Origin of the sequence: Achromobacter sp. 2789STDY5608615, from assembly GCF_001298995.1 — a bacterium.
Classification (GTDB): domain Bacteria; phylum Pseudomonadota; class Gammaproteobacteria; order Burkholderiales; family Burkholderiaceae_B; genus Achromobacter; species Achromobacter insuavis.
On record NZ_CYTY01000011.1, the window covers coordinates 62,957 to 86,385 of the forward strand.

General features: G+C 69.3%; 19 protein-coding genes and 1 pseudogene. 16 read left to right on the top strand and 4 right to left on the bottom strand.

Annotation, left to right across the window (positions count from 1 at the left end; all coding sequences use genetic code 11):
- The first annotated feature begins 4 nt into the window (after positions 1-4).
- The 7 genes and pseudogenes from AOZ49_RS11670 (at position 5) to AOZ49_RS11700 (ending at position 9,720) form a co-directional block, all read left to right on the top strand.
- Positions 5-692: pseudogene (locus AOZ49_RS11670) on the top strand (membrane integrity-associated transporter subunit PqiC).
- A 168-nt stretch (positions 693-860) separates the two neighbouring features.
- On the top strand, positions 861-4,682 hold the full coding sequence (gene putA, locus AOZ49_RS11675) for a trifunctional transcriptional regulator/proline dehydrogenase/L-glutamate gamma-semialdehyde dehydrogenase (protein ID WP_054475445.1): 3,822 nt from the start codon (positions 861-863) through the stop codon (positions 4,680-4,682).
- A 188-nt stretch (positions 4,683-4,870) separates the two neighbouring features.
- Positions 4,871-6,016 (top strand): branched-chain amino acid ABC transporter substrate-binding protein, encoded by a 1,146-nt coding sequence (locus tag AOZ49_RS11680; protein WP_054430089.1) that lies wholly within the window; start codon positions 4,871-4,873, stop codon positions 6,014-6,016.
- 236 nt (positions 6,017-6,252) lie between these two features.
- Positions 6,253-7,104: a branched-chain amino acid ABC transporter permease gene (locus AOZ49_RS11685; RefSeq protein WP_369815796.1), complete on the top strand. Its 852-nt coding sequence runs from the start codon at positions 6,253-6,255 to the stop codon at positions 7,102-7,104.
- Positions 7,101-8,189 (top strand): ABC transporter permease subunit, encoded by a 1,089-nt coding sequence (locus AOZ49_RS11690; protein ID WP_054475449.1) that lies wholly within the window; start codon positions 7,101-7,103, stop codon positions 8,187-8,189. The genes AOZ49_RS11685 and AOZ49_RS11690 overlap by 4 nt, the downstream gene beginning before the upstream one ends.
- Positions 8,186-8,986, top strand: a complete 801-nt coding sequence (locus AOZ49_RS11695) for an ABC transporter ATP-binding protein (RefSeq protein ID WP_054430085.1) — start codon at positions 8,186-8,188, stop codon at positions 8,984-8,986. The genes AOZ49_RS11690 and AOZ49_RS11695 overlap by 4 nt, the downstream gene beginning before the upstream one ends.
- Complete coding sequence (locus AOZ49_RS11700) at positions 8,983-9,720, top strand: ABC transporter ATP-binding protein (protein ID WP_054475451.1); 738 nt, start codon at positions 8,983-8,985, stop codon at positions 9,718-9,720. Before AOZ49_RS11695 ends, AOZ49_RS11700 begins: the two co-directional genes overlap by 4 nt.
- Before the next feature lie 64 nt (positions 9,721-9,784).
- Here AOZ49_RS11700 and AOZ49_RS11705 read toward each other — a convergent pair whose 3' ends face one another.
- Both AOZ49_RS11705 and AOZ49_RS11710 read right to left on the bottom strand, forming a co-directional pair.
- Positions 9,785-10,582: an alpha/beta fold hydrolase gene (locus AOZ49_RS11705; RefSeq protein WP_054430081.1), complete on the bottom strand. Its 798-nt coding sequence runs from the start codon at positions 10,580-10,582 to the stop codon at positions 9,785-9,787.
- Positions 10,583-10,731: 149 nt separating this feature from the next.
- Positions 10,732-12,015 (bottom strand): MFS transporter, encoded by a 1,284-nt coding sequence (locus AOZ49_RS11710; RefSeq protein WP_054475454.1) that lies wholly within the window; start codon positions 12,013-12,015, stop codon positions 10,732-10,734.
- A gap of 132 nt (positions 12,016-12,147) precedes the next feature.
- Here AOZ49_RS11710 and AOZ49_RS11715 point away from each other — a divergent pair, with 132 nt between their 5' ends.
- The 7 genes from AOZ49_RS11715 (at position 12,148) to AOZ49_RS11745 (ending at position 19,087) form a co-directional block, all read left to right on the top strand.
- Entirely contained in the window at positions 12,148-12,771 is a 624-nt protein-coding gene (locus AOZ49_RS11715) for a TetR/AcrR family transcriptional regulator (protein WP_054475456.1), read from the top strand.
- Positions 12,772-12,949: 178 nt separating this feature from the next.
- Positions 12,950-13,171: a hypothetical protein gene (locus tag AOZ49_RS11720; protein ID WP_054430075.1), complete on the top strand. Its 222-nt coding sequence runs from the start codon at positions 12,950-12,952 to the stop codon at positions 13,169-13,171.
- Positions 13,172-13,283: 112 nt separating this feature from the next.
- Positions 13,284-14,201 carry a LysR family transcriptional regulator gene (locus AOZ49_RS11725; protein WP_054475458.1) on the top strand — a complete coding sequence of 306 codons (918 nt, stop codon included), beginning with the start codon at positions 13,284-13,286 and terminating at the stop codon, positions 14,199-14,201.
- Positions 14,202-14,321: 120 nt separating this feature from the next.
- The gene (locus AOZ49_RS11730) at positions 14,322-16,478 is read left to right on the top strand and encodes an FUSC family protein (protein ID WP_231690312.1); all 2,157 of its coding nucleotides are present in this window, start codon (positions 14,322-14,324) and stop codon (positions 16,476-16,478) included.
- Positions 16,468-16,662, top strand: a complete 195-nt coding sequence (locus AOZ49_RS11735; protein ID WP_049073118.1) for a DUF1656 domain-containing protein — start codon at positions 16,468-16,470, stop codon at positions 16,660-16,662. The genes AOZ49_RS11730 and AOZ49_RS11735 overlap by 11 nt, the downstream gene beginning before the upstream one ends.
- A gap of 7 nt (positions 16,663-16,669) precedes the next feature.
- Complete coding sequence (locus AOZ49_RS11740) at positions 16,670-17,599, top strand: HlyD family secretion protein (protein ID WP_369815793.1); 930 nt, start codon at positions 16,670-16,672, stop codon at positions 17,597-17,599.
- Positions 17,600-17,608: 9 nt separating this feature from the next.
- Positions 17,609-19,087 (top strand): efflux transporter outer membrane subunit, encoded by a 1,479-nt coding sequence (locus AOZ49_RS11745; protein WP_054430067.1) that lies wholly within the window; start codon positions 17,609-17,611, stop codon positions 19,085-19,087.
- Here the strand turns inward: AOZ49_RS11745 and AOZ49_RS11750 are convergent.
- Complete coding sequence (locus AOZ49_RS11750; protein ID WP_054430065.1) at positions 19,060-20,349, bottom strand: Nramp family divalent metal transporter; 1,290 nt, start codon at positions 20,347-20,349, stop codon at positions 19,060-19,062. The genes AOZ49_RS11745 and AOZ49_RS11750 overlap by 28 nt on opposite strands.
- A gap of 123 nt (positions 20,350-20,472) precedes the next feature.
- On the bottom strand, positions 20,473-20,898 hold the full coding sequence (locus AOZ49_RS11755; protein WP_054430063.1) for an OsmC family protein: 426 nt from the start codon (positions 20,896-20,898) through the stop codon (positions 20,473-20,475).
- Positions 20,899-21,147: 249 nt separating this feature from the next.
- On the opposite strand from AOZ49_RS11755, the gene AOZ49_RS11760 reads away from it, so the two are divergent.
- Both AOZ49_RS11760 and AOZ49_RS11765 read left to right on the top strand, forming a co-directional pair.
- Positions 21,148-22,092: a bifunctional Delta(1)-pyrroline-2-carboxylate/Delta(1)-piperideine-2-carboxylate reductase gene (locus tag AOZ49_RS11760; RefSeq protein ID WP_054460484.1), complete on the top strand. Its 945-nt coding sequence runs from the start codon at positions 21,148-21,150 to the stop codon at positions 22,090-22,092.
- A 37-nt stretch (positions 22,093-22,129) separates the two neighbouring features.
- On the top strand, positions 22,130-23,299 hold the full coding sequence (locus AOZ49_RS11765; RefSeq protein ID WP_054475462.1) for an ABC transporter substrate-binding protein: 1,170 nt from the start codon (positions 22,130-22,132) through the stop codon (positions 23,297-23,299).
- The last annotated feature ends 130 nt before the right edge of the window (positions 23,300-23,429 follow it).

Below are 23,429 nucleotides of genomic sequence, written 5' to 3' on the forward strand. Positions count from 1 at the left end.
ACCCATGACCCATATCCGTTTCCGTCCCGTCCGCGCCGCCGCGCCGTCCCTGCGCCGCGGGTTGGCCGTGCTGGCCCTGCCGCTGCTGCTGGCCGCCTGCGCCTCGTCGCCGCCGGTCCATTACTACACCCTGCAGGGGGCCGGCGCCCCAGGCGCTGGCCGTGCCGCGCGCGGCGGCGCCGTTCCTGCTGGAAGTGCAGGGCGTCAACGTGGCGGCGCAGGCCGACCAGCCGCAACTGATGGTCCGCACCGGCGACGGCAGCGTGGCGGCGCTGTATTCGGAGCGCTGGAGCTCGCCGCTGGGCGACGAGATCCGGGGCGCCTTGTCCGATGCCCTCAAGCACGACCTGGGCGCGCTCGATGTGCAGGTGGTCAAGCCCGGTCCGTCCGCGCCGCTGTGGCGGGTGCAGACCGACGTGCAGCGCTTCGACCTGGTGTCGGGCCGCATGGCGCAGCTGGACGCCACCTGGCGGGTGCGGCCGGTCAACCTCAAGGGCAACGGCCTGCTGTGCCGCAGTGTCGTCACCGAAACCGTGTCCGAGGCCGGCGTGCCGGCGCTGGTCGCGGCGCAGCAGCGCGCGGTGGCGGCGCTGGCGGGCGCGATGGCATCCGCCATCCGCGGCCAGACGCCGGACAGCGCCGGCGCGGTGCAGATGCTGGGCTGCTCGCCGCTGCCCGAATCCGGCAAATAAAAGGGGACGGGCAGGATACCAAAACCTGCCATGATCTCAACCGGTTAACCCCTAGGGTTAACCTTAATACAAAGCCGGTTGCAACCTGACTAGCATACGGTCCTACCGATGCCGGGCCCCCTTGCGGGCCCGGTGTGACCTCTGCCATGCGACAGGAAGCAATCTCTTATGGCCAGCACCACCCTCGGCGTCAAGGTCGATGACGCGCTGCGCGACCGCCTGAAGGCCGCCGCGCAAAAACTCAATTGCACGCCCCACTGGCTGCACAAGCAGGCGATCCTCGCCTACCTGGACAAGATCGAGCGCGGCCACCTGCCGGCCGAGATGTCCCATCTGGGCGGCGAAGAGGGCGGCGATGAAGAGGGCGGCGAACAGCAGGCCGCCGCCACGCCACCGTTCTACGAATTCGGCCAGGACGTGCAACCGCAATCGGTGCTGCGCGCCGCCATCACCGCCGCCTACCGCCGCCCCGAGCCGGAGTGCGTGCCGCTGCTGCTGGGCCAGGCCCGCATGCCGAACCTGGAAAAGGTCCACGCGGTTGCCACCGATCTGGTCAAGAAGCTGCGCGGCAAGCGCACCGGCGGCGGGGTCGAGGGACTGATCCAGGAGTTTTCTCTGTCGAGCCAGGAAGGCGTGGCGCTGATGTGCCTGGCCGAGGCGCTGCTGCGCATTCCCGACCGCGCCACGCGCGATGCGCTGATCCGCGACAAGGTTTCCCGCGGCGACTGGAAGTCGCACATGGGCGGTTCGCAGTCGCTGTTCGTCAACGCCGCCACCTGGGGCCTGATGATCACCGGCAAGCTGGTGGCCGTGAGCAGCGAACAGTCGCTATCCAAGGCGCTGACGCGCCTGATCGGCAAGGGCGGCGAGCCGCTGGTGCGCAAGGGCGTGAACATCGCCATGCGCATGATGGGCGAGCAGTTCGTGTCGGGCCAGACCATCTCCGAGGCGCTGGCCAACAACCGCAAGATGGAAGGCCGCGGCTTCCGCTATTCCTACGACATGCTGGGCGAGGCGGCCACCACGGCCGAGGACGCCGACCGCTATTACGCCTCGTACGAGCAGGCCATCCACGCCATCGGCAAGGCCGCCGCCGGCCGCGGCATCTATGAAGGCCCGGGCATTTCCATCAAGCTGTCGGCGCTGCACCCGCGCTATTCGCGCGCCCAGCGCGAGCGCGTCATGGCCGAGCTGCTGCCGCGCGTGAAGGCGCTGACCATCCTGGCGCGCAGCTACGACATCGGCCTGAACATCGACGCCGAAGAGGCCGATCGCCTGGAGATCTCGCTGGACCTGCTGGAGGCGCTGTGCTTCACGCCCGAGCTGGAAGGCTGGAGCGGCATCGGCTTCGTCATCCAGGCCTACCAGAAGCGCGCGCCGTTCGTGATCGACTACGTCATCGACCTGGCCCGCCGCAGCCGCCATCGCGTGATGGTGCGCCTGGTCAAGGGCGCCTATTGGGACAGCGAGATCAGGCGCGCCCAGGTCGACGGCCTGGAAGGCTATCCGGTCTACACCCGCAAGGTCTACACCGATGTGGCCTACCTGGCCTGCGCCCGCAAGCTGCTGGGCGCGCCGGAAGCCGTGTACCCGCAGTTCGCCACCCATAACGCCTACACGCTGGCCGCGATCTACCAGCTGGCCGGCCAGAACTACTACCCGGGCCAGTATGAATTCCAGTGCCTGCACGGCATGGGCGAACCGCTGTACGACGAGGTGGTCGGACCGCTGGCGCAGGGCAAGCTGAACCGCCCCTGCCGCATCTACGCTCCGGTCGGCACGCACGAAACGCTGCTGGCCTACCTGGTGCGTCGCCTGCTGGAGAACGGCGCCAACACCTCGTTCGTCAACCTCATCGGCGACGAGAGCATTCCGGTCGAGACGCTGGTGGCCGATCCGGTCGAGGCCGCCTCGCGCATCGTGCCGCTGGGCGCGCCGCACGAGAAGATCCCGCTGCCGCGCGAGCTGTACGGCAATCCGCAGCAGGGCGCGCGCGCCAACTCCGCCGGCCTGGACCTGAGCAACGAACACCGCCTGGGCTCGCTGTCGGCCGCGCTGCTGACCAGCGCCGCCACGCCCTGGCGCGCCGCGCCCATGCTGGGCGAGGGCGACGGCGCCTGGGACATGGCCCGCGCCATCGAAGTGCGCAATCCCGCCAACCTGCGCGACGTGGTCGGCCATGTCATCGAGGCCAACGGCGAAGAAGCCGAGGTGGCCCTGCGCGCGGCCGCCAACGCCGCGCCCATCTGGCAATCGACCCCGGTGGCCGAGCGCGCGCAATGCCTGCGCCGCGCCGCCCAGTTGCTGGAAGAGCAGATGCAGACCCTGCTGGGCCTGATCGTGCGCGAGGCCGGCAAGTCGCTGCCCAACGCCATCGCCGAAGTGCGCGAGGCGGTGGACTTCCTGCGCTACTACGCCGACCAGGCCGACCGCGAATTCAGCAACGACACGCACCGCCCGCTGGGCACCGTGCTGTGCATCAGTCCGTGGAATTTCCCGCTGGCCATCTTCACCGGCCAGGTCGCGGCCGCGCTGGCCGCCGGCAACACCGTGCTGGCCAAGCCCGCCGAGCAGACGCCGCTGATCGCGGCGCAGGCGGTGGCGATCCTGCGCGCCGCCGGCGTGCCGCCCGGCGCGGTGCAACTGCTGCCGGGCCGCGGCGAGACCGTCGGCGCGCAACTGGTGGCCAGCCCCGGCGTGCGCGGCGTGATGTTCACCGGTTCCACCGACGTGGCGCGCATCATCGCGCGCACGCTGGCCGACCGCCTGGACGATGACGGCCACACCATTCCGCTGATCGCCGAGACCGGCGGCCAGAACGCCATGGTGGTGGATTCGTCGGCGCTGTCCGAGCAGGTGGTGTTCGACGTGCTCAGCTCGGCCTTCGATTCGGCCGGCCAGCGCTGCTCGGCGCTGCGCGTGCTGTGCGTGCAGGAAGACAACGCCGATCACGTCCTGACGATGCTGCGCGGCGCGATGCGCGAGCTGAGTGTGGGCAACCCGGACCGCTTGTCGGTCGACGTCGGCCCGGTCATCGACACCGAGGCACGCAACGGCATCCAGCGTCACATCGACACGATGCGCACGGCGGGCCACCGCGTCGACCAGGTCGAGCTGAACGGCGAATGCCGCCACGGCACCTTCGTGGCGCCCACCATCATCGAGATCGACCACATCAGCGAGCTGACCCGCGAGGTGTTCGGCCCGGTGCTGCACGTGGTGCGCTACGCCCGCGACGAGCTGGACGCGTTGCTGGACGCCGCCAACGGCACCGGCTACGGCCTGACGTTCGGCGTGCACACCCGCATCGACGAAACCATCGCCCACGTGACCGGCCAGGTCCACGCCGGCAACGTCTACGTCAACCGCAACATCGTCGGCGCCGTGGTCGGCGTGCAGCCCTTCGGCGGCGAGCGCCTGTCGGGCACCGGTCCCAAGGCTGGCGGCCCGCTGTATATGTACCGCCTGCTGGGCACGCGCCCCGAGGGCCTGCCGCCGACGCTGGACGCGGCGGCGCCGCTGCCGCAGCGCATCGCGCTGCCGGGCCCCACGGGCGAGACCAACACCTATCTGGTCGAGCCGCGCGGCGCGGTCTATTGCGTGGCTGCCACCGAGGCCGGCGCGCGCGCGCAGTGGTCGGCGGCGCGGCTGACCGGCAACCACGCCTGGTTCGCGGATACGCCCGCGGCGCAGGCGCTGCTGGCCACGCTGGATGCCGAGCAGCAGGGCCAGGCGGGCATCCTGGCGGATGCCGAGGTCGACCAGGCCGATTACCAGGCGGTGCTGTTCGAAGGCGACGGCGACGCGCTGCGCGCCCTGAATCAGCGCATCGCGCAGCGTCCCGGCGCGATCCTGGCGGTACACGGCCTGACCTCGGATGCGCTGGCGGCCGGCGTCTCGTATGTGCCGGAGCGCCTATTGACCGAGCGCTCCATCAGCGTCAACACGGCCGCGGCCGGCGGTAACGCCAGCCTCATGACCATCGGCTGAGGGTGACCGAGGGGTAACCCTTGGGAAACCAAGGGTTATCTCCAATATCTCGTGAGGTTGCACTGGAAGCAAAATCCGGTCGCACCTGAAGTTCGATTGTGGCAACCCGGCAATCGCACTCAAATAGAAAGACCTGGCCCAAAAGCCCAGGTATAACAAAGCCACATCCGACATACCGGAGGATTCCAATGAAGTTTCGCACCACTTTGAAGCTTGTCGCCGCCAGCATCGCCGCCGTCGGCATGGCCGCCGCCGCGCAGGCCGCCGACATCAAGTTCGGCTTTGCCGCGCCCCTGACCGGTCCCCAGTCGCACTATGGCGAGGACATGCAGAACGGCCTGAACCTGGCGCTGGAAGAAGCCAACAAGAAGGGCATCAAGATCGACGGCCAGCCGGCCAAGTTCGTGCTGGTGTCGCGTGATGACCAGGCCGACCCGCGCGTCGGCGTGCAGGTGGCGCAGCAGCTGGTCGACGAGAACGTCGTCGGCATCCTGGGCCACTTCAATTCGGGCACCACGATCCCCGCGTCGCGCGTCTACCACGAAGCCGGCCTGCCGCAGATCGCCATGGCGACCTCGCCCGAGTACACCAAGCAGGGCTACGAAACCACCTTCCGCATGATGACCAGCGATACCCAGCAGGGCGCCGCGGTCGGCAAGTTCATGGTGCAGAGCCTGAAGGCCAAGAAGGTCGCCATCATCGACGACCGCACCGCCTACGGCCAGGGCCTGGCCGACGAGGTCGAGAAGGCCGTCAAGGCCGCCGGCGGCCAGGTGGTGCGCCGCGAGTACACGACCGACAAGGCCAACGACTTCACGGCCATCCTGACCAACATCAAGGGCTCGGCGCCCGACGCCATCTTCTACGGCGGCCTGGACGCCCAGTCCGGCCCGATGAAGCGCCAACTGGCCACGCTCGGCCTGAAGTCGCCGCTGGTTTCGGGCGAAATGACCCGCAGCGACACCTTCATCAAGCTGGCTGGCGACGCCGCCGACGGCACCTTCGCCTCGCTGGCCGGCGTGCCGCTGGACAAGATGGCCGCGGGCAAGGACTTCGAGCAGCGCTACCAGGCCCGCTTCAAGAAGGCCCCCGGCGTCTACGCGCCCTACGCCTATGACGGCGCCTGGAACATGATCAGCGCCATCGAAGCCGCCGGCTCGGCCAAGCCCGAGAAGTACCTGCCGGAACTGGCCAAGCTGAACCGCAAGGGCGCGACCAGCGAGCACATCGCCTACGACAAGAACGGCGATCTGAAGGAAATCTCGGTCACCATCTACGAAGTCAAGAATGGCAAGTGGGAGATGGTTGAAACGATGGTCAGCCAGGCCAACTAAGGCCGCCTGACCCGGCCAGGACGCGGCGCCGCCGCGCCTGGCCATCTTGACCCCGCGCGCGCCGCCCGGCGCGGCGGCGATTTGCGCGAAGGCGGCCCCCGGGCCGCGCCGCATCCGATTCTCGCGCGATTTTTCCAGGCTTATTTCCCACGGCCCCTATGGATATCTTCATTCAACAACTGATTAACGGCGTCACGCTCGGCAGCGTGTACGCCCTGGTCGCCCTTGGCTACACCATGGTGTACGGCATCATCGGGCTGATCAACTTCGCGCATGGCGACGTCGTCATGATCGGCGCGATGGCGGCGACCACGATCGCCATCTCGCTGGTCGGCGGCGACCCGTCCGCGTCCGCCTTCCTGGTGCTGGGCCTGGGCCTGCTGGTGTCCGTGCCGCTGTGCATGGCCGTGGGCTGGACCGCCGAGCGCGTGGCCTACCGGCCGCTGCGCCGCGCCCCGCGCCTGGCCGCCCTGATCACCGCCATCGGCGTGTCGATCATCCTGCAGAACGTGGCGATGATGGGCTGGGGCCGCAACTACCTGAACTTCCCGCAGGTGCTGACGCCGCAGGTGTTCGAGATCTTCGGCGCCCGCATGAGCACGCTGCAGATCGCCATCGTCGCGATTGCCGCGCTGATCATGGGCGGGCTGCTGGCCGTGGTGCACAAGACGCGCCTGGGCACCGCCATGCGCGCCACCGCGCAGAACCGCGAGGTGGCCGGCCTGATGGGCGTGAACATCAACACCGTGATTTCGGCGGCGTTCCTGATCGGCTCGGTGCTGGCCGCCGTGGCCGGCATGATGGTCGCCACCTACTACGGCGTGTCGCAGTACACCATGGGCTTCATGCTGGGCCTGAAGGCCTTCACGGCCGCGGTGCTGGGCGGCATCGGCAACCTGGTCGGCGCCATGGCGGGCGGCCTCTTGCTGGGCATCATCGAATCGCTGGGCGCCGGCTACATCGGCGACCTGACCGGCGGCTTCCTGGGCAGCCACTACCAGGACGTGTTCGCGTTCTTCGTGCTGGTGCTGGTGTTGATCTTCCGTCCGTCCGGCCTGCTGGGCGAACGCGTGGGGGACCGCGCATGAGCACCACCCTGAAAAACAGCGGGCTGTCGACCCGCAACCTGATCGGCATCGCGCTGATCGGCATCGTGCTGGCGGTGCTGCCGTTCGTGATCGGCATGGCCGGCCAGAGCTGGGTCCGCATCCTGAACTTCGCGCTGCTGTACGTGATGCTGTCGCTGGGCCTGAACATCGTGGTGGGCTTCGCCGGCCTGCTGGACCTGGGCTATATCGCGTTCTACGCGGTGGGCGCCTACACCTGGGCGCTGCTGGCCTCGCCGCACTTCGGCCTGCACCTGCCGTTCTGGGCGATCCTGCCGATCGCGCTGGCGGTGGCGTGCCTGTTCGGGGTGCTGCTGGGGGCGCCGACGCTCAAGTTGCGCGGCGATTACCTGGCCATCGTGACGCTGGGCTTCGGCGAGATCATTCGCATCTTCCTGAACAACCTGAACGCGCCGGTCAACATCACCAACGGCCCGCAGGGCATCAACCGCATCGACACCTTCAAGGTGGGCGAGTTCGCCTTCGGCCGCACGGAAAGCCTGCTGGGCATCCGCGTGACCGGGCCGGAGAAGTACTACTACCTGCTGCTGGCGCTGACGCTCATCATCGTCCTGGTGTGCGTGCGGCTGCAGAACTCGCGCATCGGCCGCGCCTGGGAAGCGATCCGTGAAGACGAGATCGCCGCCAAGGCGATGGGCATCAACACCCGCAACATCAAGCTGCTGGCCTTCGCCATGGGCGCCTCGTTCGGCGGCGTGGCGGGCGCGCTGTTCGCGTCGATGCAGGGCTTCGTCAGCCCCGAGAGCTTCTCGCTGATGGAATCGATCTCGATCCTGTGCATGGTGGTGCTGGGCGGCATGGGCCACATCCCGGGCGTGATCCTGGGCGCGCTGATCCTGGCCGCGCTGCCGGAGTTCCTGCGCGCCGTGGTCGAGCCGGTGCAGCACATGCTGTTCGGCGCCGTGGTGCTGGATCCCGAGGGCATCCGCATGCTGCTGTTCGGCCTGGCGATGGTGTGCGTGATGCTGTTCCGTCCCGCCGGCCTGTGGCCGTCCGCCGTGCGCAAGCGCGAGCTGGCCACCAAGACCCAGGGAGGCGCGGCATGAGCAAGTTGCTGCAAGCCCAGGGGCTGGGCAAACGCTTCGGCGGCCTGCAGGCCTTGTCGGACGTCAGCTTCGATATCGAGCAGGGCGAGATCTACGGCCTGATCGGGCCCAACGGCGCGGGCAAGACCACGCTGTTCAACGTGCTCACGGGCCTCTACATCCCGGAAGACGGCAGCTGCACCTTCAACGGCGTGTCGATGTCGGGCAAGAAGCCGCACGAGGTGGCCTATGCCGGCCTGGCGCGGACCTTCCAGAATATCCGCCTGTTCGCCAACCTGAGCGCGATCGAGAACGTCATGATCGGCCGCCACATGCGCACCCGCGCCGGCGTGCTGGGCGCGGTGTTCCGCACCCGCGGCACGCGCGCCGAGGAAGCCGCCATCGAGGCCCGCGCCCAGGAGCTGCTGGACTACGTCGGCATCGGCCACCGCGCCAACGACGTGGCGCGCTCGCTGCCGTACGGCGACCAGCGCCGCCTGGAGATCGCGCGCGCCCTGGCGACCGACCCGAAGCTGCTGGCGCTGGACGAGCCGGCCGCCGGCATGAACGCCTCGGAAACGGTGGTGCTGCGCAAGCTGATCGAGAAGATCCGCGACGACGGCGTCACGGTGCTGCTGATCGAGCACGACATGAAGCTGGTCATGGGCCTGTGCGATCGCGTGCTGGTGCTGGAATACGGCAAGGTGCTGGCCATGGGCAAACCCGCCCAGGTGCAGCGCGACCCCAAGGTCATTGAAGCGTATCTGGGCGCGGGCGCCGCCCAGGATCCGCTGATTCATCAGGAGCGCCCGGCATGACGACGGCAAGCAAACCCCTACTGGAACTGCGCGGCCTGCAGGTCGCCTACGGCGGCATCCGCGCGGTGCGCGGCATCGACCTGCGCGTGGACGAAGGCGAACTGGTGTGCCTGATCGGCGCCAACGGCGCCGGCAAGAGCACGACCCTGCGCGCCATCTGCGGCCTGGTGCCGCTGGCCGGCGGCGAAGTGGTCTACGGCGGCCGGTCCATCGGCGGCCAGAAGTCGCACGAGCTGGTGCGCCAGGGCCTGGTGATGGTGCCCGAGGGCCGCGGCATCTTCGGCCAGCTCACCATCGAGGAAAACCTGGCGATGGGCGCCTACATCCGGCGCGATGCGGCGCAGGTGCGGCAGGACACGGACCGCGTGTTCACGCTGTTCCCGCGCCTGGCCGAACGCCGCAAGCAGGCGGCCGGCACGCTGTCGGGTGGCGAGCAGCAGATGGTGGCGATGGGCCGCGCGATGATCGCGCGCCCCAAGCTGCTGCTGCTGGACGAGCCGTCGATGGGCCTGGCGCCGCTGATGGTCGAGAAGGTCTTCGAGGTGGTGCGCACCATCGCCAGCGAAGGCGTGACGATCCTGCTGATCGAGCAGAACGCCCGCCTGGCGCTGGAGAACAGCCATCGCGGCTATGTGATGGAGTCCGGCGAGATCACCCTGTCGGGGCCGGCGCGCGACATGCTGCACGACCCCAAGGTGCGCGCCGCGTACCTGGGCGAAGTGGAAGAGGCCTAGGCCCGTCCATTTGCCGCAATGAAAAAGCCCGGCCATGCCGGGCTTTTTTTTATGCGCGTCGGACTCAGCCGGCCTGGCGCTTGAGGAAGCCCTCGATCAGGGCGGCGAAGGCGGGCGGGCACTCCTGCATCGGGTAATGGCCGCAATGCGCAATGACGTGCAGCGTCGCGTTGGGATGCCAGGCCAGGAAGCTGCCTTGCATCGCTTGCGCGTCGATTCCCGGATCCCGGTCGCCGACCACGACCAGGAACGGCGTTTCGATTCCGCGCACGGCGTCGACGAAATCCGCCGTCACCAGCATGTCGAGGTACTTGCGCCGGCAGGCGGGCGCCACGGTCGCGCGGTTGTGGCGGACCTTGGCGTCGGCCCAGCCGTCGGACAGGCCGCTGGAGACATGCCGGAACAGCCGCCGCAAGGCCTCGTCGTCCTCGGTCGTGCTGGCGAAGAACGCCAGGGCCTGCGGCCCCAGGCGGTTGCCGGCGGCCGAGACGGGGCATACCGCGATGGCGCTGGCGATGCGTGACGGCGCGTCCGCCGCCAGGCGCTGCGTGATCATGCCGGTCATCGAATGGCCGACGACGTGGAACCGCTGCCAGCCGAGCCGGTCGGCGAGCGCGAGGCAATCGGCGGCGATTTCCTCGACCGTGCAGGCGCCGGTCAGCGCGATGGACTGGCCGTAGCCGCGCAGATCGGCGAACACGTAGGTGAAGGCCTGGCCGTCGAGCCAGGGCATGGCGGCATCGTAGCTGCCGTGGTCGCCGAGCCAGTCGTGCAGGACCAGCACGGGGATCGGGCCGTGGCCCAGGCGCGCGTAGCCGAGACCGGCCTGCGAGCCGGGATGGATTTCAAGGGACGTCTTCATTCCAGGTTTCCTTGTGTGAGGGGAACGAAAACGAAACGCCCTCCCGGCGGACCGGGAGGGCGTTTTCAAAGTGCCGCCATCCTATCAAATCGGCGGCGCGGGCGTCAACGGGGCGGCATCGCCGCCGGCGCGCGGGCGGGAAGGCCGGCTCAGGCCGGCTGCGGCACGGCCCGCTCGCGGCCGATCAGCAGCGCGATGACGGCGGCGATCAGGCCGGTGGCGCCGGCCGCGACGAAGGCCATCAGGTAGCTGCCTTGCGACTGGCGCACCACGCCCGCCATCCAGGCCGCGCTGGCCGCGCCCAGCTGGTGGCCGGCGACGATCCAGCCGAACACGATGGGCGCCTCGCGGTCGCCGAAGGCTTCGGTGGCCAGGCGCAGCGTGGGCGGCACGGTGGCGATCCAGTCCAGGCCGAAGAACACCGCGAAGATCGCCAGGCTGTAGAACGAGAAGTCGGAATAGGGCAGGTAGATCAGCGCCAGGCCGCGCAGTCCGTAATAGACGAACAGCAGCTTGCGCGGATCGTAGCGGTCGGTCAGCCAGCCCGAGGCGGTGGTGCCGAACAGGTCGAAGATGCCCATGATCGCCAGCAGGCCGGCCGCCTGCACTTCGGGCATGCCATGGTCGCCGCAGAGCGCGATCAGGTGCGTGCCGACCAGGCCGTTGGTGGTGAAACCGCAGATGAAGAAGGTGGCGAACAGGAACCAGAAGGTGCGGGTCTTGGCGGCGCGGCCCAGGGCGCCGAAGGTGGCGGCGATCATGCCGGTGCGCGGCGCGGCGGGCGCGGGCGGCGCATGCGGATCGCTGCCGAACGGCACCAGGCCGACGCTGGCGGGGCGGTCGGGCACCAGCCACCAGGCCAGCGGCACCAGCGCGGCGGCGGCGCCGGCCACGGTCCACACCACCCGGGTCCAGTCGCCCGACGACGCCAGCGCCGCCAGCAGCGGCAGGAAGATCAGTGTGCCGGTGGCGGTGCTGGCCGTCAGCAGGCCCATCATCAGGCCGCGATGCTTGCTGAACCAGCGGTTGACCACGGTCGCGCCCATGACCACGGCGACGGCGCCCGAGCCGATGCCCGAGAACACGCCCCAGGTCATCAGCAGGTGCCACGGCTGGGTCATGTAGGCGCTGATGGCGCTGGAGGCGGCCATCAACGACAGGGCGGCGATCAGCACGCGGCGCAGGCCGAAGCGCTCCATGGCGGCCGCGGCGAACGGCCCGACCAGGCCATACAGGAAGATGCCGACGGCGGCGGCGAACGAAGTGGTGCTGCGGTTCCAGCCGAAGCTTTCCTCCAGCGGCACCAGCAGCACGCTGGGCGAGGAGCGCAGGCCGGCCGACACCAGCAGGGCCAGGAACACGACCGCGACCACGACGAACGCGTACTTCTGGCCGGCGCGGCGGAAGGGGATGGGGGGTTGGGCTATACTCATGTTACTGACCGGTACGTAATTTGGTTTGCGAATAGTACGTACCGGTTAGTAACATCGTCAAGAGGTATTTTTGACGTCCCTGTTTTCAGGGCGGCCGGCCTTGCCGGCCGGTCTCAGTGAGGAGTTCCAGTCATGGCCAGCAAATCCCCGGCGGGCGGCAAGAAAGCCGCCGCCGATACCCCCGCGAAGCCGCTCCTGGCGGCCGATCGCATCCGCAAGACCGCGCGCGAGATGTTCTACCGCGACGGCATCCGGGCGGTGGGCGTGGACGCCATCGTCAACCAGGCCGGCGTCACCAAGCCCAGCCTGTACCGCAGCTTTTCGTCCAAGGACGAACTGGCCGCGGTCTACCTGCGCGACTACGACGCCGAGTTCTGGGGGCGCTTCAACGCCGCCTGCGACGCGCATCCGGGCGATCCCCAGGCGGGGTTGCGGGCCTATCTGTCGGGCCTGAGCGTGCGGGCGGTGCAGAACGGCTATCGGGGCTGCGGATTGACCAATGCGGCGGTGGAATATCCCGAGGCCGGCCATCCGGCCCGCGTGGTCGCGGTCGAGCACAAGGTCGAGCTGCGCCGGCGCCTGGCCGCCATGGCCGCCGAGATGGGCGCGCCCGATCCCGCCAAGCTGGGCGACGGGTTGCTGCTGCTGATCGAGGGCGCCTTCGTCTCCAGCCAGTTGTTCGGCGAGGGTGGTCCGGCCGCCCGGGTGGCCGACATGGCCGACCTGCTGATCGACGCGCATCTGGGGCGGCACTAAGTTTTTGCGCTGCACAATACTGGTGCCAGATATGGTGCCGGATGCACCGTTGTGGTGGTGTTTGTACCCATTCCGCAACGGCAAAAATAATGCTAGGCATTTTTATTGCAACGCAGCATGCGCGGATCTAAGATGAATTCGTGCTGTTCCCCTGTCGCGCTTTCTCAAGGAGAGAATCATGAGCGATACCGCGTTGAAAAATGCCCGCATGTCGGATGCGCTGGAGCGGTCCCTGATCCGCGAGGCCATCAAGGCGGAAACCCTGTCCGGCCCGTTCTCGCGCATGGGCTGGCGCCGGCTCAAGCTGCGCCTGCGCCGCCTGGGCGGGGCCGTCGGCGAAGTGCTGCACGACATGGACGCCGGCCGCCGCCAGCATCCGGTGATCTCCGCCCGCCGCTGAACCGCGGGTCCACGCCAGAAAAAACGCCAGCGATTGCTGGCGTTTTTCATTGATGCGGGCATCATGGGATCCTGCCCTATGATTGCGTCTTGATCATTCATGGGGAGTCGTCATGGCGCGTCCGGATCTCAACCTGCTGTTGGCGTTGGATGCGTTGCTGGATGAGGGCAGTGTCATTGGCGCGGCGCGCCGCATGAACCTGAGCCCGCCGGCGATGAGCCGCACGTTGGGCCGCATCCGCGAAGCCCTGGGCGATCCGCTGTTCGTGCAGGTGGGCCGAAAGCTCATGCCAACGCCCAAGGCGCTCGCGTTGCGCGAGCAGGTGCGCGCGGCGCTCGATCAGGCCACACAGGTGTTCGCGGCCGGCGCCGCGATCGACCTCAAATCCCTCGACCGGCGTTTCAACGTCCGCGCCACCGACGAGTTCGTCAGCGTTCATCTGGGGCAACTGCTGGACGCCATGGCGACCGAGATGCCGCGCGCCACGCTGCGCTTTTCGCCGGAAGAGGACGACGTCGATGACGAGGCGCTGCGCAGCGGCCGCATCGATCTGTTCATCAGCGGGTCGCGCAAGCTCGGCCCGGAGATCCGCGTGCAGTCGCTGTTCACCACCACTTTTGTTGGCGTCGCCCGCGAGCATCACCCGATTTTCGACGATGAGATCACGCCCGAGCGCCTGACCCGCTGGGAGCACATTAACGTGTCGCGGCGCGGCAAATCCGCGGCGCCGATCGACACCGCCCTGGAGGCGCACGGCCTGCGCCGCCATGTCGCCCTGGTCGTGTCGAGCCCCTACACCGCACTGTTCGCGCTGCAGGATTCGGACCTGCTGCTGCCATTGCCCCGCCACCTCGCCAGCGGCGCGCTTGCCGCGGGCCTGCGCATCCGCCTGTTCGACTTGCCGATGCCCCTGGAAACCGCGCTGTTGACGCAGGCCTGGCACCCGCGCCTGGAAGGCGACCCCGCGCATCAGTGGTTGCGGCAGACGATCCACGCCCTGTGCAGCGGCGAGGCGCGGCAGGGGCGCTGACCTCTCGCTGCGGGGCGGGTGGCGCGCGTCGATAAGTGCGCCGAACGCAATCGTGGCCGTGCGATAAATTCACTTTTCCGCATGCATGGCGGTCTCTACAGTGGTGCGTCCGAATCACCATTGAAGAGTGTCATCGTGCGTTCAACGAACGTATCCGCCGCGGCGTCGGCCCGGCCGTACCCCAGCCTCCAGTCGCTCCGGGCAGGGGCGGTGCGCGGGCTGCGATGCCTCGACCTGACGACGCCCCGAGCCGCCTACGTGATGCGCTCGATCCTGGCGGCCTGGCTGGCGCTCGTCCTGGCCTTTCTGCTGGATCTGCACGCGCCTTACGCGGCGGCCTCCAGCGTGCTTCTCGTCATCAATCCGGTGCAGGGGGCGGTGATCGGCAAAGGCATATGGCGGGTGATCGGCACACTGGTCGGCATGCTGGCCGCCTTCGTCCTGATGAGCGCCTTTGGCCAGATGCCCTGGTTGTTCCTGCTGGGTTTCGGCCTGTGGCTCGGGGCCTGCGTGGCCGCCATGACGTTGCTGCGCCATTTCCGGGCCTATGGCGCGACGCTGGCGGGATACACCGTGGGGCTGGCGGCCTATGGCGCCATGCAGAATCCGCAGTTGACCTTCGATCAGGTGATGGGGCGGGGCGCGTCCGTGTTGATCGGCGTGGCGAGCCTGGGCGTGGTGTCGGCGCTGTTCAGCCGCCGCGGCGCTCGCGGCCGCTTGACGGCCCAATTGCACCGGTTGGCGGCGTCCGCCGCCAGTGTCCTGGCGCGGGATATCCAGGCGCATCAAGGCGCGGGCCGGCAGGGCGGCAAGGCGCTGGATGCGGACAGGCGCGGCCTCATCGTCGACATCTACGCCGTGGATGACCTGCTGGCGCTGGGCAAGGCCGAGTCCGCCGACCTGGCGCGACGCGCCGCCGCGGTGCGGCGCGCCATGGTGTCCTTGTTTTCCGCGCTGGTCGGCGGCGTGGCGTCGAGGCGGCTGGGCGATGCCAGCCAGCAGGCCCTGGCGGCGTTGCAGCCGGCCTGGGAACAGGCGTGGCGGCAAGCCAGCCAGGCGCTGGCGCGGGAGCCGGGGCCCGGCGGATTGATGCTGGCGGCGCGGTCCTTGTCCGCGATGCGTGCGCAGCTGGCGCAAACCCTGTCGGCGACAACGCCCGACGATCCCCGGGCGCAAGCCATCCTGATGATCGCGGGCGACCGGTTGATCGAGCAGCTCGACGACTACCTCGAGGTCCTCGATGGCATCGCGATTCTGCATCAGCCTCGGCGACCGGCGGCGGCGCCGGTCCCGGTGCCGTTCCACCGCGACACGGGGGCCGCGCTGCAGAACGGCCTGCGCGCCTTGTTGACCGTGACGCTGGGCGGCGCCTTCTGGATCGCGACCGGCTGGTCGAACGGCAACCTGATGCTGGCGGGACTGGCGGCGGCCTGCGGGCTGCTGTCCACCGCGCCGAATCCGGCGCTCGGCGCCGTGGCCTTGATCCAGGGCACCGTCGCCGCCGTCGTGATGGCGTTCCTGTGCGCCTTTCTGGTCTTGCCCGAGGTCTCGGGGCTGCCGCTGCTGCTGGCGGTCCTGGCGCTGTTCTGGTTGCCCGGGGTCTATGCCAGCGCCATGCCCCGCTACGGATTGGCCGGCGTCGCCTATCTCGTCGCCTTCACGACGCTGGTGGCGACGGACAACCCCATGCGCTATGACGTCGTCTCGTTCCTGAATGGCGCGGTGGCCTGGATACTGGTGGCCTTCTTCACGCTGCTCGGGTTCCGGATCGTGCTGCCGCGCAATCCGTCACGCGACATGGCGCGCCTGCGCCTGACCATTCGCGACGACGCGCTGGCCCTGTTGCAAGGCGGCCGCGCCGACGCGCGTGCGTGGCAATGGCGGCAGCAGCATCGCACGGCGCAACTCGGCGCGCTGCTCAGGACGCGGCCCGACGCGATGGACCGGGCCATTGCCGATGCCCTGGCCAGTATCCATCTCGGCCGGGAGCTGCTGCGCCTGCGCGAGGGATGGCGGCGGATGCCCGCGGACGCCAGGCCGCGCCGCCTGCTCTCGGCGGCGTTGCGCCACATGCGGCGACGGGCCGGCGATCCCCGGCTGGCCGCCAGGCATGCCCGCCGGGCGGCGCAGTCCCTGTCGCGGTTGCCGCTTGCGGATTGCATCCGGTCCGCCGACATCGGGCGATCGCGGGCCATGCTGCTCGATATCGCGGCGCTGCTCGAAGCGCACGCGGATTATTTTTCTCGACGCCCCGGGAGGCCCCCCCATGCTCAGTGAGTTCGCGGTGGCAGGCATCTACCTGCCGCCATTTTTCGTCTACGCGTGCGCGGCGCTGCCGCTCTACCTCGGTGTTCGCCTGGCGCTCGCGCGCAGCGGCGTGCTGCGCCGGGTCTGGCACCCCGGCCTGTTCGAGTTCGCCATTTCCCTTTGCCTCGTTTCGGTGTTGATTCTCTATGTCTGATCGTTCCTTGCCCGATCGTTTATGGCCCTTGAGGCTGCTGGCGCGCGTCGGCCTCACGCTGTGCGCCGTGGCCGCCGCCGTCATGCTGGTCGGCGCGCTTTGGCGCGCCTACGTCGTGGCGCCCTGGACGCGCGATGGCCGCGTCAGCGCGCAGAGCGTCCGCATCGCCCCGGAGGTCTCCGGCACGGTCCTGGAAGTGCCGGTGACGGATGATCAGTACGTGAAGCGGGGCGAGGTGCTCTATCGCATCGATCCGGCCCGCTTCGAGCTGGCGCTGGCGCAGGCCGAGGCGCGGCTGGCCGCGGCCGACGCGTCGTTGCGGCAGAAAACCGAGGACGCGCGACGCCGGCGGGGCATGGAGAACCTGGTGCCCGCCGAAGACATCCAGCGTGCGATCCAGGCGGTGGCCATCGCCGAGGCCGAGCAGCGCGGCGCGCGGGTCGCCGTGGACATGGCAAGACTGGATGTGGCGCGCACCGTCCTGCGCGCCCCGGTGGACGGCTATGTGACACGGCTGAAACTGAACCAGGGCGACTGCGCGGTGACGGGCCAGCCCAATATCGCGCTGGTGGACGCCCACAGCTTCTGGATCATCGGCTATTTCGAGGAGACCAAGCTGCGCGGCATCCGGCCCGGCGCGGCGGCGCGCATCCGCTTGATGGGGTCCGATGACATCATTGCCGGCCGGGTGGTGAGCATCGGGCGCGGCATCGCCGATGCCAACCAGCAGGCCGATGCCCAGGGCCTGCCCAGCGTGGCCCCGACCTTCAGCTGGGTCCGCCTGGCGCAACGCATTCCGGTGCGCGTCGCGTTCGAGCAGCTGCCGCCGGACCTGGTGCTGGCCGCCGGCATGACAGCCAGTGTCGAGGTGGCGACGGCGGGAGGCGACGCGCCTGCCCAGGGCCGCCTCCTGTCGCTGCTGTACCACTGGATGTGAGGGGCGACGATGCAGCAAGAATCGAATCGTCCGCGATCCGGCCTGCGCCGCGCGGCCCTGATGGTCTCGCTGGTAATGGCGACGTCCGGCTGCGCGACCGTGGGTCCCGACTATCACCCGCCCACCGTCGAGGTGCCTGCCAATTGGGTCGAGGCCGGGAGCGCCCTGAGCCCGCGCGATCAGGAGGGGCTGCGCGCCTGGTGGCGCGCGTTCGACGATCCGATGCTCGATCGCCTGGTCGATCAGGCGCTGGACCGGAACCAGGATCTCGATATCGCGCTGGCGCGCCTGCGGCAGGCGCGCGCCGAACGCATCCAGATCGCCTCCGCGTCCTTGCCGGCGCTCGGGGTGGGCGCGGCGGGCGAGGCCCGGCGCGGCAGCAAGGCGCTCGGTCCGCTGCCCGGCGGTGAGTCGCGCACCTGGCAGGTCGGCTTCGATGCGAGCTGGGAGCTGGATCTGTTTGGCGGCACGCGCAGGGCGGTCGAAGCGGCCGACGCGGATATCCAGGCGCTGGCCGATGACCACCGGGCGTTGCGGGTGAGCCTGGTCGCCGAGTTGGTGTCCCACTACGCGGGGTTGCGCGCCACGCAGATGCGCCTGGCCATCGCCCATGACAACCTGCGCACCTTGCGCGAGGCGGAACGACTGGCGGAGCAGTCTTGGCGCAGGGGCCTGGGCAGCCAGGCGGAGGTGATGCAGGCGCGCGCCGAACGCGAGACAGCCGAGGCGCAGCCGCCCTTGCTGGAGGCCGACGTTGCCCGATTCAGCCACGCCATCGGCGTCCTGGCGGGGGGCTTTCCCGGCGATTGGCATGCCGCCCTGGCAGAGCCCGCGGCCGTCCTGCCCGCGCCGGTCCGCCTGCCGTTGTCACTGCCATCCGAGGTGCTGCGCCAGCGGCCCGATCTGCGGGCGGACGAACGGCGCCTGGCGGCCGCGACTGCGCGCATCGGCGTGGCCGAGGCCGAACGCCTGCCCACGTTCCGCATCCCTTTGGGCATCGACACCACGGCCAGCCTCATTCACAGTCTGTTCTCGAGCGCCAGCCTGGCCTGGGCGGTGGGGGCGCAGGCCAGCCAGCGCCTGTACGATGGCGGCCGGGCCCGCGCCGGCGTGACGGCGGCACAGGCGAATGCCGACGCGGCGCGTCTGGCCTATGAGCGCGACGCGCGGGTGGCGCTGCGCGAGGTGGAAGACGCCCTGACGGCGTTGACCAGCGAGCGCCAGCGGCAGGCCTCGCTGCGGGATGCCGTTGCCGACAGCGGCAAGGCGCTGGACCAGTCGACCCGGCTCTATTCGCGCGGGCTGAGCGCCTATCTGCCGGTCCTCGTGGCGCAACGCACGGTCAACCAGGCGCGAGACGCGCTGGCCCTGAGCCAATGGGAGGAAATGCGCGGGGTGATCGCGCTCTACAAGTCCCTGGGCGCGGGCTGGCCGGACGAGCCATCCGCGCAAGCCGCGGATCACACCACCATGTCGACCAGCAGATAGCCGTCCAGCAGGATGATGCCGACGGTGGCGATGACCGCGGCCCAGGCCCAGGCGCCGCGCAGCGCATGGCGGCCCATCAGGGGCTTGCGGCAGGCCAGCACCACCAGCGGACCCAGCGCGAAGGGCAGGGCCAGGCTCAGGATGACCTGGCTCAGCACCAGCAGCTGGTCGGGGTCCTGGCCGCCGGTGAAGGCCAGCAGCGCGGCCGCCACAGCGCCGGCGATCAGGCGCGTGACCAGCGCGCGGCGGCGGTCGGACCAGCCGCTGTTGACCTGGAAACCGCGCGACAGGATGCGGCCGGCCAGCACGCCGGTGATGGTGGAGCTTTGTCCGGCCGCGTACAGCGCCACCGCGAACACGATGGCGGCGCCGATGCCGAGGGTCTGGCCGATCACGGCGTGGGCGTCGTCCAGGCTGGAGACGATGAGGCCGGAGCCCGACAGCGAGGCCGCGGCGACGATCATGATGGCCGAGTTGATCAGCATGGCCACGCCCAGCGACACCACGGTGTCGTTGCGCGCCACGCGCATGGCCAGGTCGCGGGCGTCGGCCGGCAACGCGCGGGCGCGTTGCGCCAGCGAACCGGAATGCAGGTAGAGGTTGTGCGGCATCAGGGTCGCGCCGAGGATGCCGAGTGCGATCAGGAAGCCCTGCGGGTCGCGCAGCGCGTGGCCGGTCTGGGTCATGCCGTGGGCCACGTCGGTCCAGGCCGGATTGGCCTTGAACAGCAGGAACACGAAGGACGCGGCCACCACCGACAGCAGCACGGCGATGACGCGCTCGTGGCGGTCGGCGTTGCCGCGCGTCAGGGCCAGCACGGCGAAGGTGCCGACGCCGGTGACGGCCACGCCGCCCAGCAGCGGCAGATTGAACAGCAGGCGCAGCGCGATGGCGCCGCCGATCAGCTCGGCCAGCGCGGTGGCCAGGATGGCGGCTTCGCCGGCCAGCCAGGCGGCCTTGGCGGTGCGCGGCGACAGGTGGCGGGCGGTGAGGGTGGCGAGGTCTTCGCCGGTGGCCAGCGCCAGGCGCGACACCAGCACCTGGAACCCCAGCGCCAGGAGGGCCGAGGCGATCACGACCAGCAGCAGGCCGTAGCCAAAGCCGCTGCCGCCGGCGATGTCGGTGGCCCAGTTGCCCGGGTCGATGTAGCCGACCGCCACCAGGATGCCGGAACCGACCACCCGGCGCAGGTTGGCCGTGACCTGGGCGTCCTGGGGATACGCCGTCTTGCCGCCTGAAATTGCGTAAATGAATCGGGTCATGTCAGTTTCCTGAGAATGGTTCTCATTTTCCATTGCTCTGGCATGACCGTCAAATTGATTTTCAGCAAGCCCTGGATAGGGCGGGCCAATGGCGCCGCCCGTGGCCGGGCCTGCCGCGGCCGGTCAGGACCTGAGCTTGGCGTCCATGGTGATCTTGGCGTTGAGCACCTTGGAGACGGGGCAGCCCTTTTCGGCCTTGCGCGCGGCCTCGTCGAAGGCTTCGGCGCTGGCGCCCGGGATCACGGCTTCGACGGTCAGGTGCACCGCCGTGATGGCAAAGCCGCCCTCGACCTTGTCCAGCGTGACCTCGGCCTGCGTGTCCAGCTTCTGCGGGGCCAGGCCGGCCTCGCTCAGAATGTTGGACAGCGCCATGGTGAAGCAGCCGGCGTGGGCGGCGCCCAGCAGTTCCTCGGGATTGGTGCCGGGGGTGTCGCCGAAGCGTGTATTGAAGCCGTAGGGCTGGTTCTTGAGCGCGCCGCTCTGCGTGGAAATCGTACCCTTGCCCGTCTTCAGATCGCCGGACCAGGCGGCGGTTGCGGTTTTCTTCATGCGTGACTCCTGTTGAGGGAACGCGCCCGCGACGGACGCGTCCGGTGGGGGGAGCGCGCGGCCCGCCTGATGGCGGCGCGCGTTGCCGGAAGGGGCATGGACCATGATACGGCGGCCGCGGCGAGGCGTCGCGTGCCGGCCGCCCGCATCCGGCAAGCCGATGTAACCGACGCCTGCCGCGGCTTGCCAGCGCTGCGCCGCGCCGTCACACTTCGCCCCTGACTCAACCCGAACAGGCATTGGATACAGATGGTAGTGATCGACACCGAACAAACCCGCCGCGCATTGTCGTTCGACGCGGCGATCCCGGCATTGCGCGAGGCGTTCCGCCAGGGCGCTCACGTGCCCACGCGCCACGTCCATGCCATCGAGTCGGGCGGCGCGCACGGCACCACGCTGATCATGCCGGCCTGGAACGAGCAGGGCTATTTCGGCGTCAAGGTCATCAACATCTTTCCCGAGAACACGCGCCAGTCGCTGCCCGGCCTGCACGCCACCTACAACCTGTACAGCGCCCGCACCGGCGTGCCGCTGGCGCAGGTGGACGGCGACCAGGTGACGGTGTTCCGCACCGCCGGCGCGGCCGCGCTGGGCGCGTCGTACCTGGCGCGGGAAGACGCGCGGGTGCTGGTCATCGTCGGCTCGGGCCGCATTGCCGGACTGGTGGCGCAGGCCATGCGCACGGTGCGGCCGATCGACAAGGTGTGGGTCTGGAACGTGCGTCCGGCCGGCGCCGAGGCGCTGGCGGCGGCGCTGCGCGAGCAGGGCTTCGACGCCAGCAGCACCCTGGACCTGGAAAAGGCCGTGCGCGAGGCCGACATCGTCAGCTGCGCGACGTTGTCGACGGTGCCGCTGGTGCGGGGCGACTGGCTGCGCCCGGGCGCCCACCTGGACCTGATCGGCAGTTTCAAGCCCGACATGATCGAGACCGACACGGCCTGCTTCGACGGCACCACGGTCTACGTGGATACCGACGAGGCGCCGACCAAGGCCGGCGACCTGCTGGCCGCGTTCGAGGCCGGCGTGCTGGCGCGCGAGGACATCCGCGGCAACCTCACCGACCTGGTGCGCGGCCAGGCGCCGGGCCGCACCCGGGCGGACGAAGTGACCGTGTTCAAGGCGGTCGGCAGCGCGCTGGAAGACCTGACGCTGGCGGCGCTGGTCTACGAGGCTTGCAGCGGTCAGGCAAAATAACGCCATCCGCCGTTTTTCTTTCTTGCGAGCTGTCGTCATGTCCCGCTTCTTCGTCCGCTATGCCTGCGCGCTCGCGCTGGCCGTTCCCGCCCTGTCCGTCCATGCCGAGATCGTGATCGGCGTGGATGTCTCCACCACTGGCCCCGCCGCGGCGATCGGTATCCAGACCAACAACGCCATCCGCCTGTGGCCCGGCACGCTGGGCGGCGAGCCGGCGCGCTACGTGGTGCTGGACGACGGCACCGACGTCAGCCGCGCGGTCAAGAACCTGCGCAAGCTGACCTCGGAAGACAAGGTCGACGCCATCGTCGGCCCCAACACCACCGCCGCCGCCCTGGCCGGGCTGGACGTGCTGGCCGAGACCGGCACGCCGATGATCGCGCTGGCGGCCTCCAGCGTGATCGTCGAGCCGCTGTCCGATCCCAAGCGCGCCTGGGCCTTCAAGATGCCGCAGAACGATTCGCTGATGGCGACGGTGCTGGTCGAGGACATGAAGAAAAAGGGCTTCAAGAACGTGGCCTTCATCGGCTTCGCCGACTCCTACGGCGACAGCTGGTGGAAGGAGTTCTCCGCGGCCGCCGGCAATGACATCAAGATCGTGGCGCAGGAACGCTTCCAGCGCACCGACGCGTCGGTGGTGGGCCAGGCGCTCAAGGTGATCGCCGCCAGGCCCGACGCGGTGCTGGTGGCCGGCGCCGGCACGCCGTCGGCGCTGCCGCAGAAGACGCTGCTCGAGCGCGGCTATACGGGCACCATCTACCAGACCCACGGCATCGGCACGCTGGAGTTCCTGCAGGTCGGCGGGCGCGACGTCGAAGGCACGCTGTTCCCCACCGGCCCCGGCGTGGTGGCGCGCGAGCTGCCGGATTCGAACCCGGTCAAGAAGGTCGCGGTGGAATTCGCCGACAAGTATGAGCGCCAGTACGGCGCCAACACCCTGACGCAGTTCGCCGGCGACGCCTATGGCGCCTGGATGCTGCTGGATTCGGCGGTGGCGCGCGCCCTCAAGACCGGCGCCAAGCCCGGTACCCCGGAATTCCGCGTCGCCCTGCGCGACGCGCTGGAGAACACCCGCGACCTGATCGTGCCCAACGGCGTGCTCAACATCTCCAAGGACAATCACCAGGGTTTCGACGAGCGCGCCCGCGTGATGGGCGTGGTGCGCAACGGCAAGTTCTCGTACGCGGACGCGGCCGAGAAAAAATAGGGGACGACATAGTCCCCTACGGTTCGTAACGAGTGCTCACCCGTCATAGGGCAGGGCGCGGGAAAAGCAGGCTTCGGCCTGCTTTTTTTGTCCACATCATTAGAGGTGAAATGATTTAATGTCGTATCAT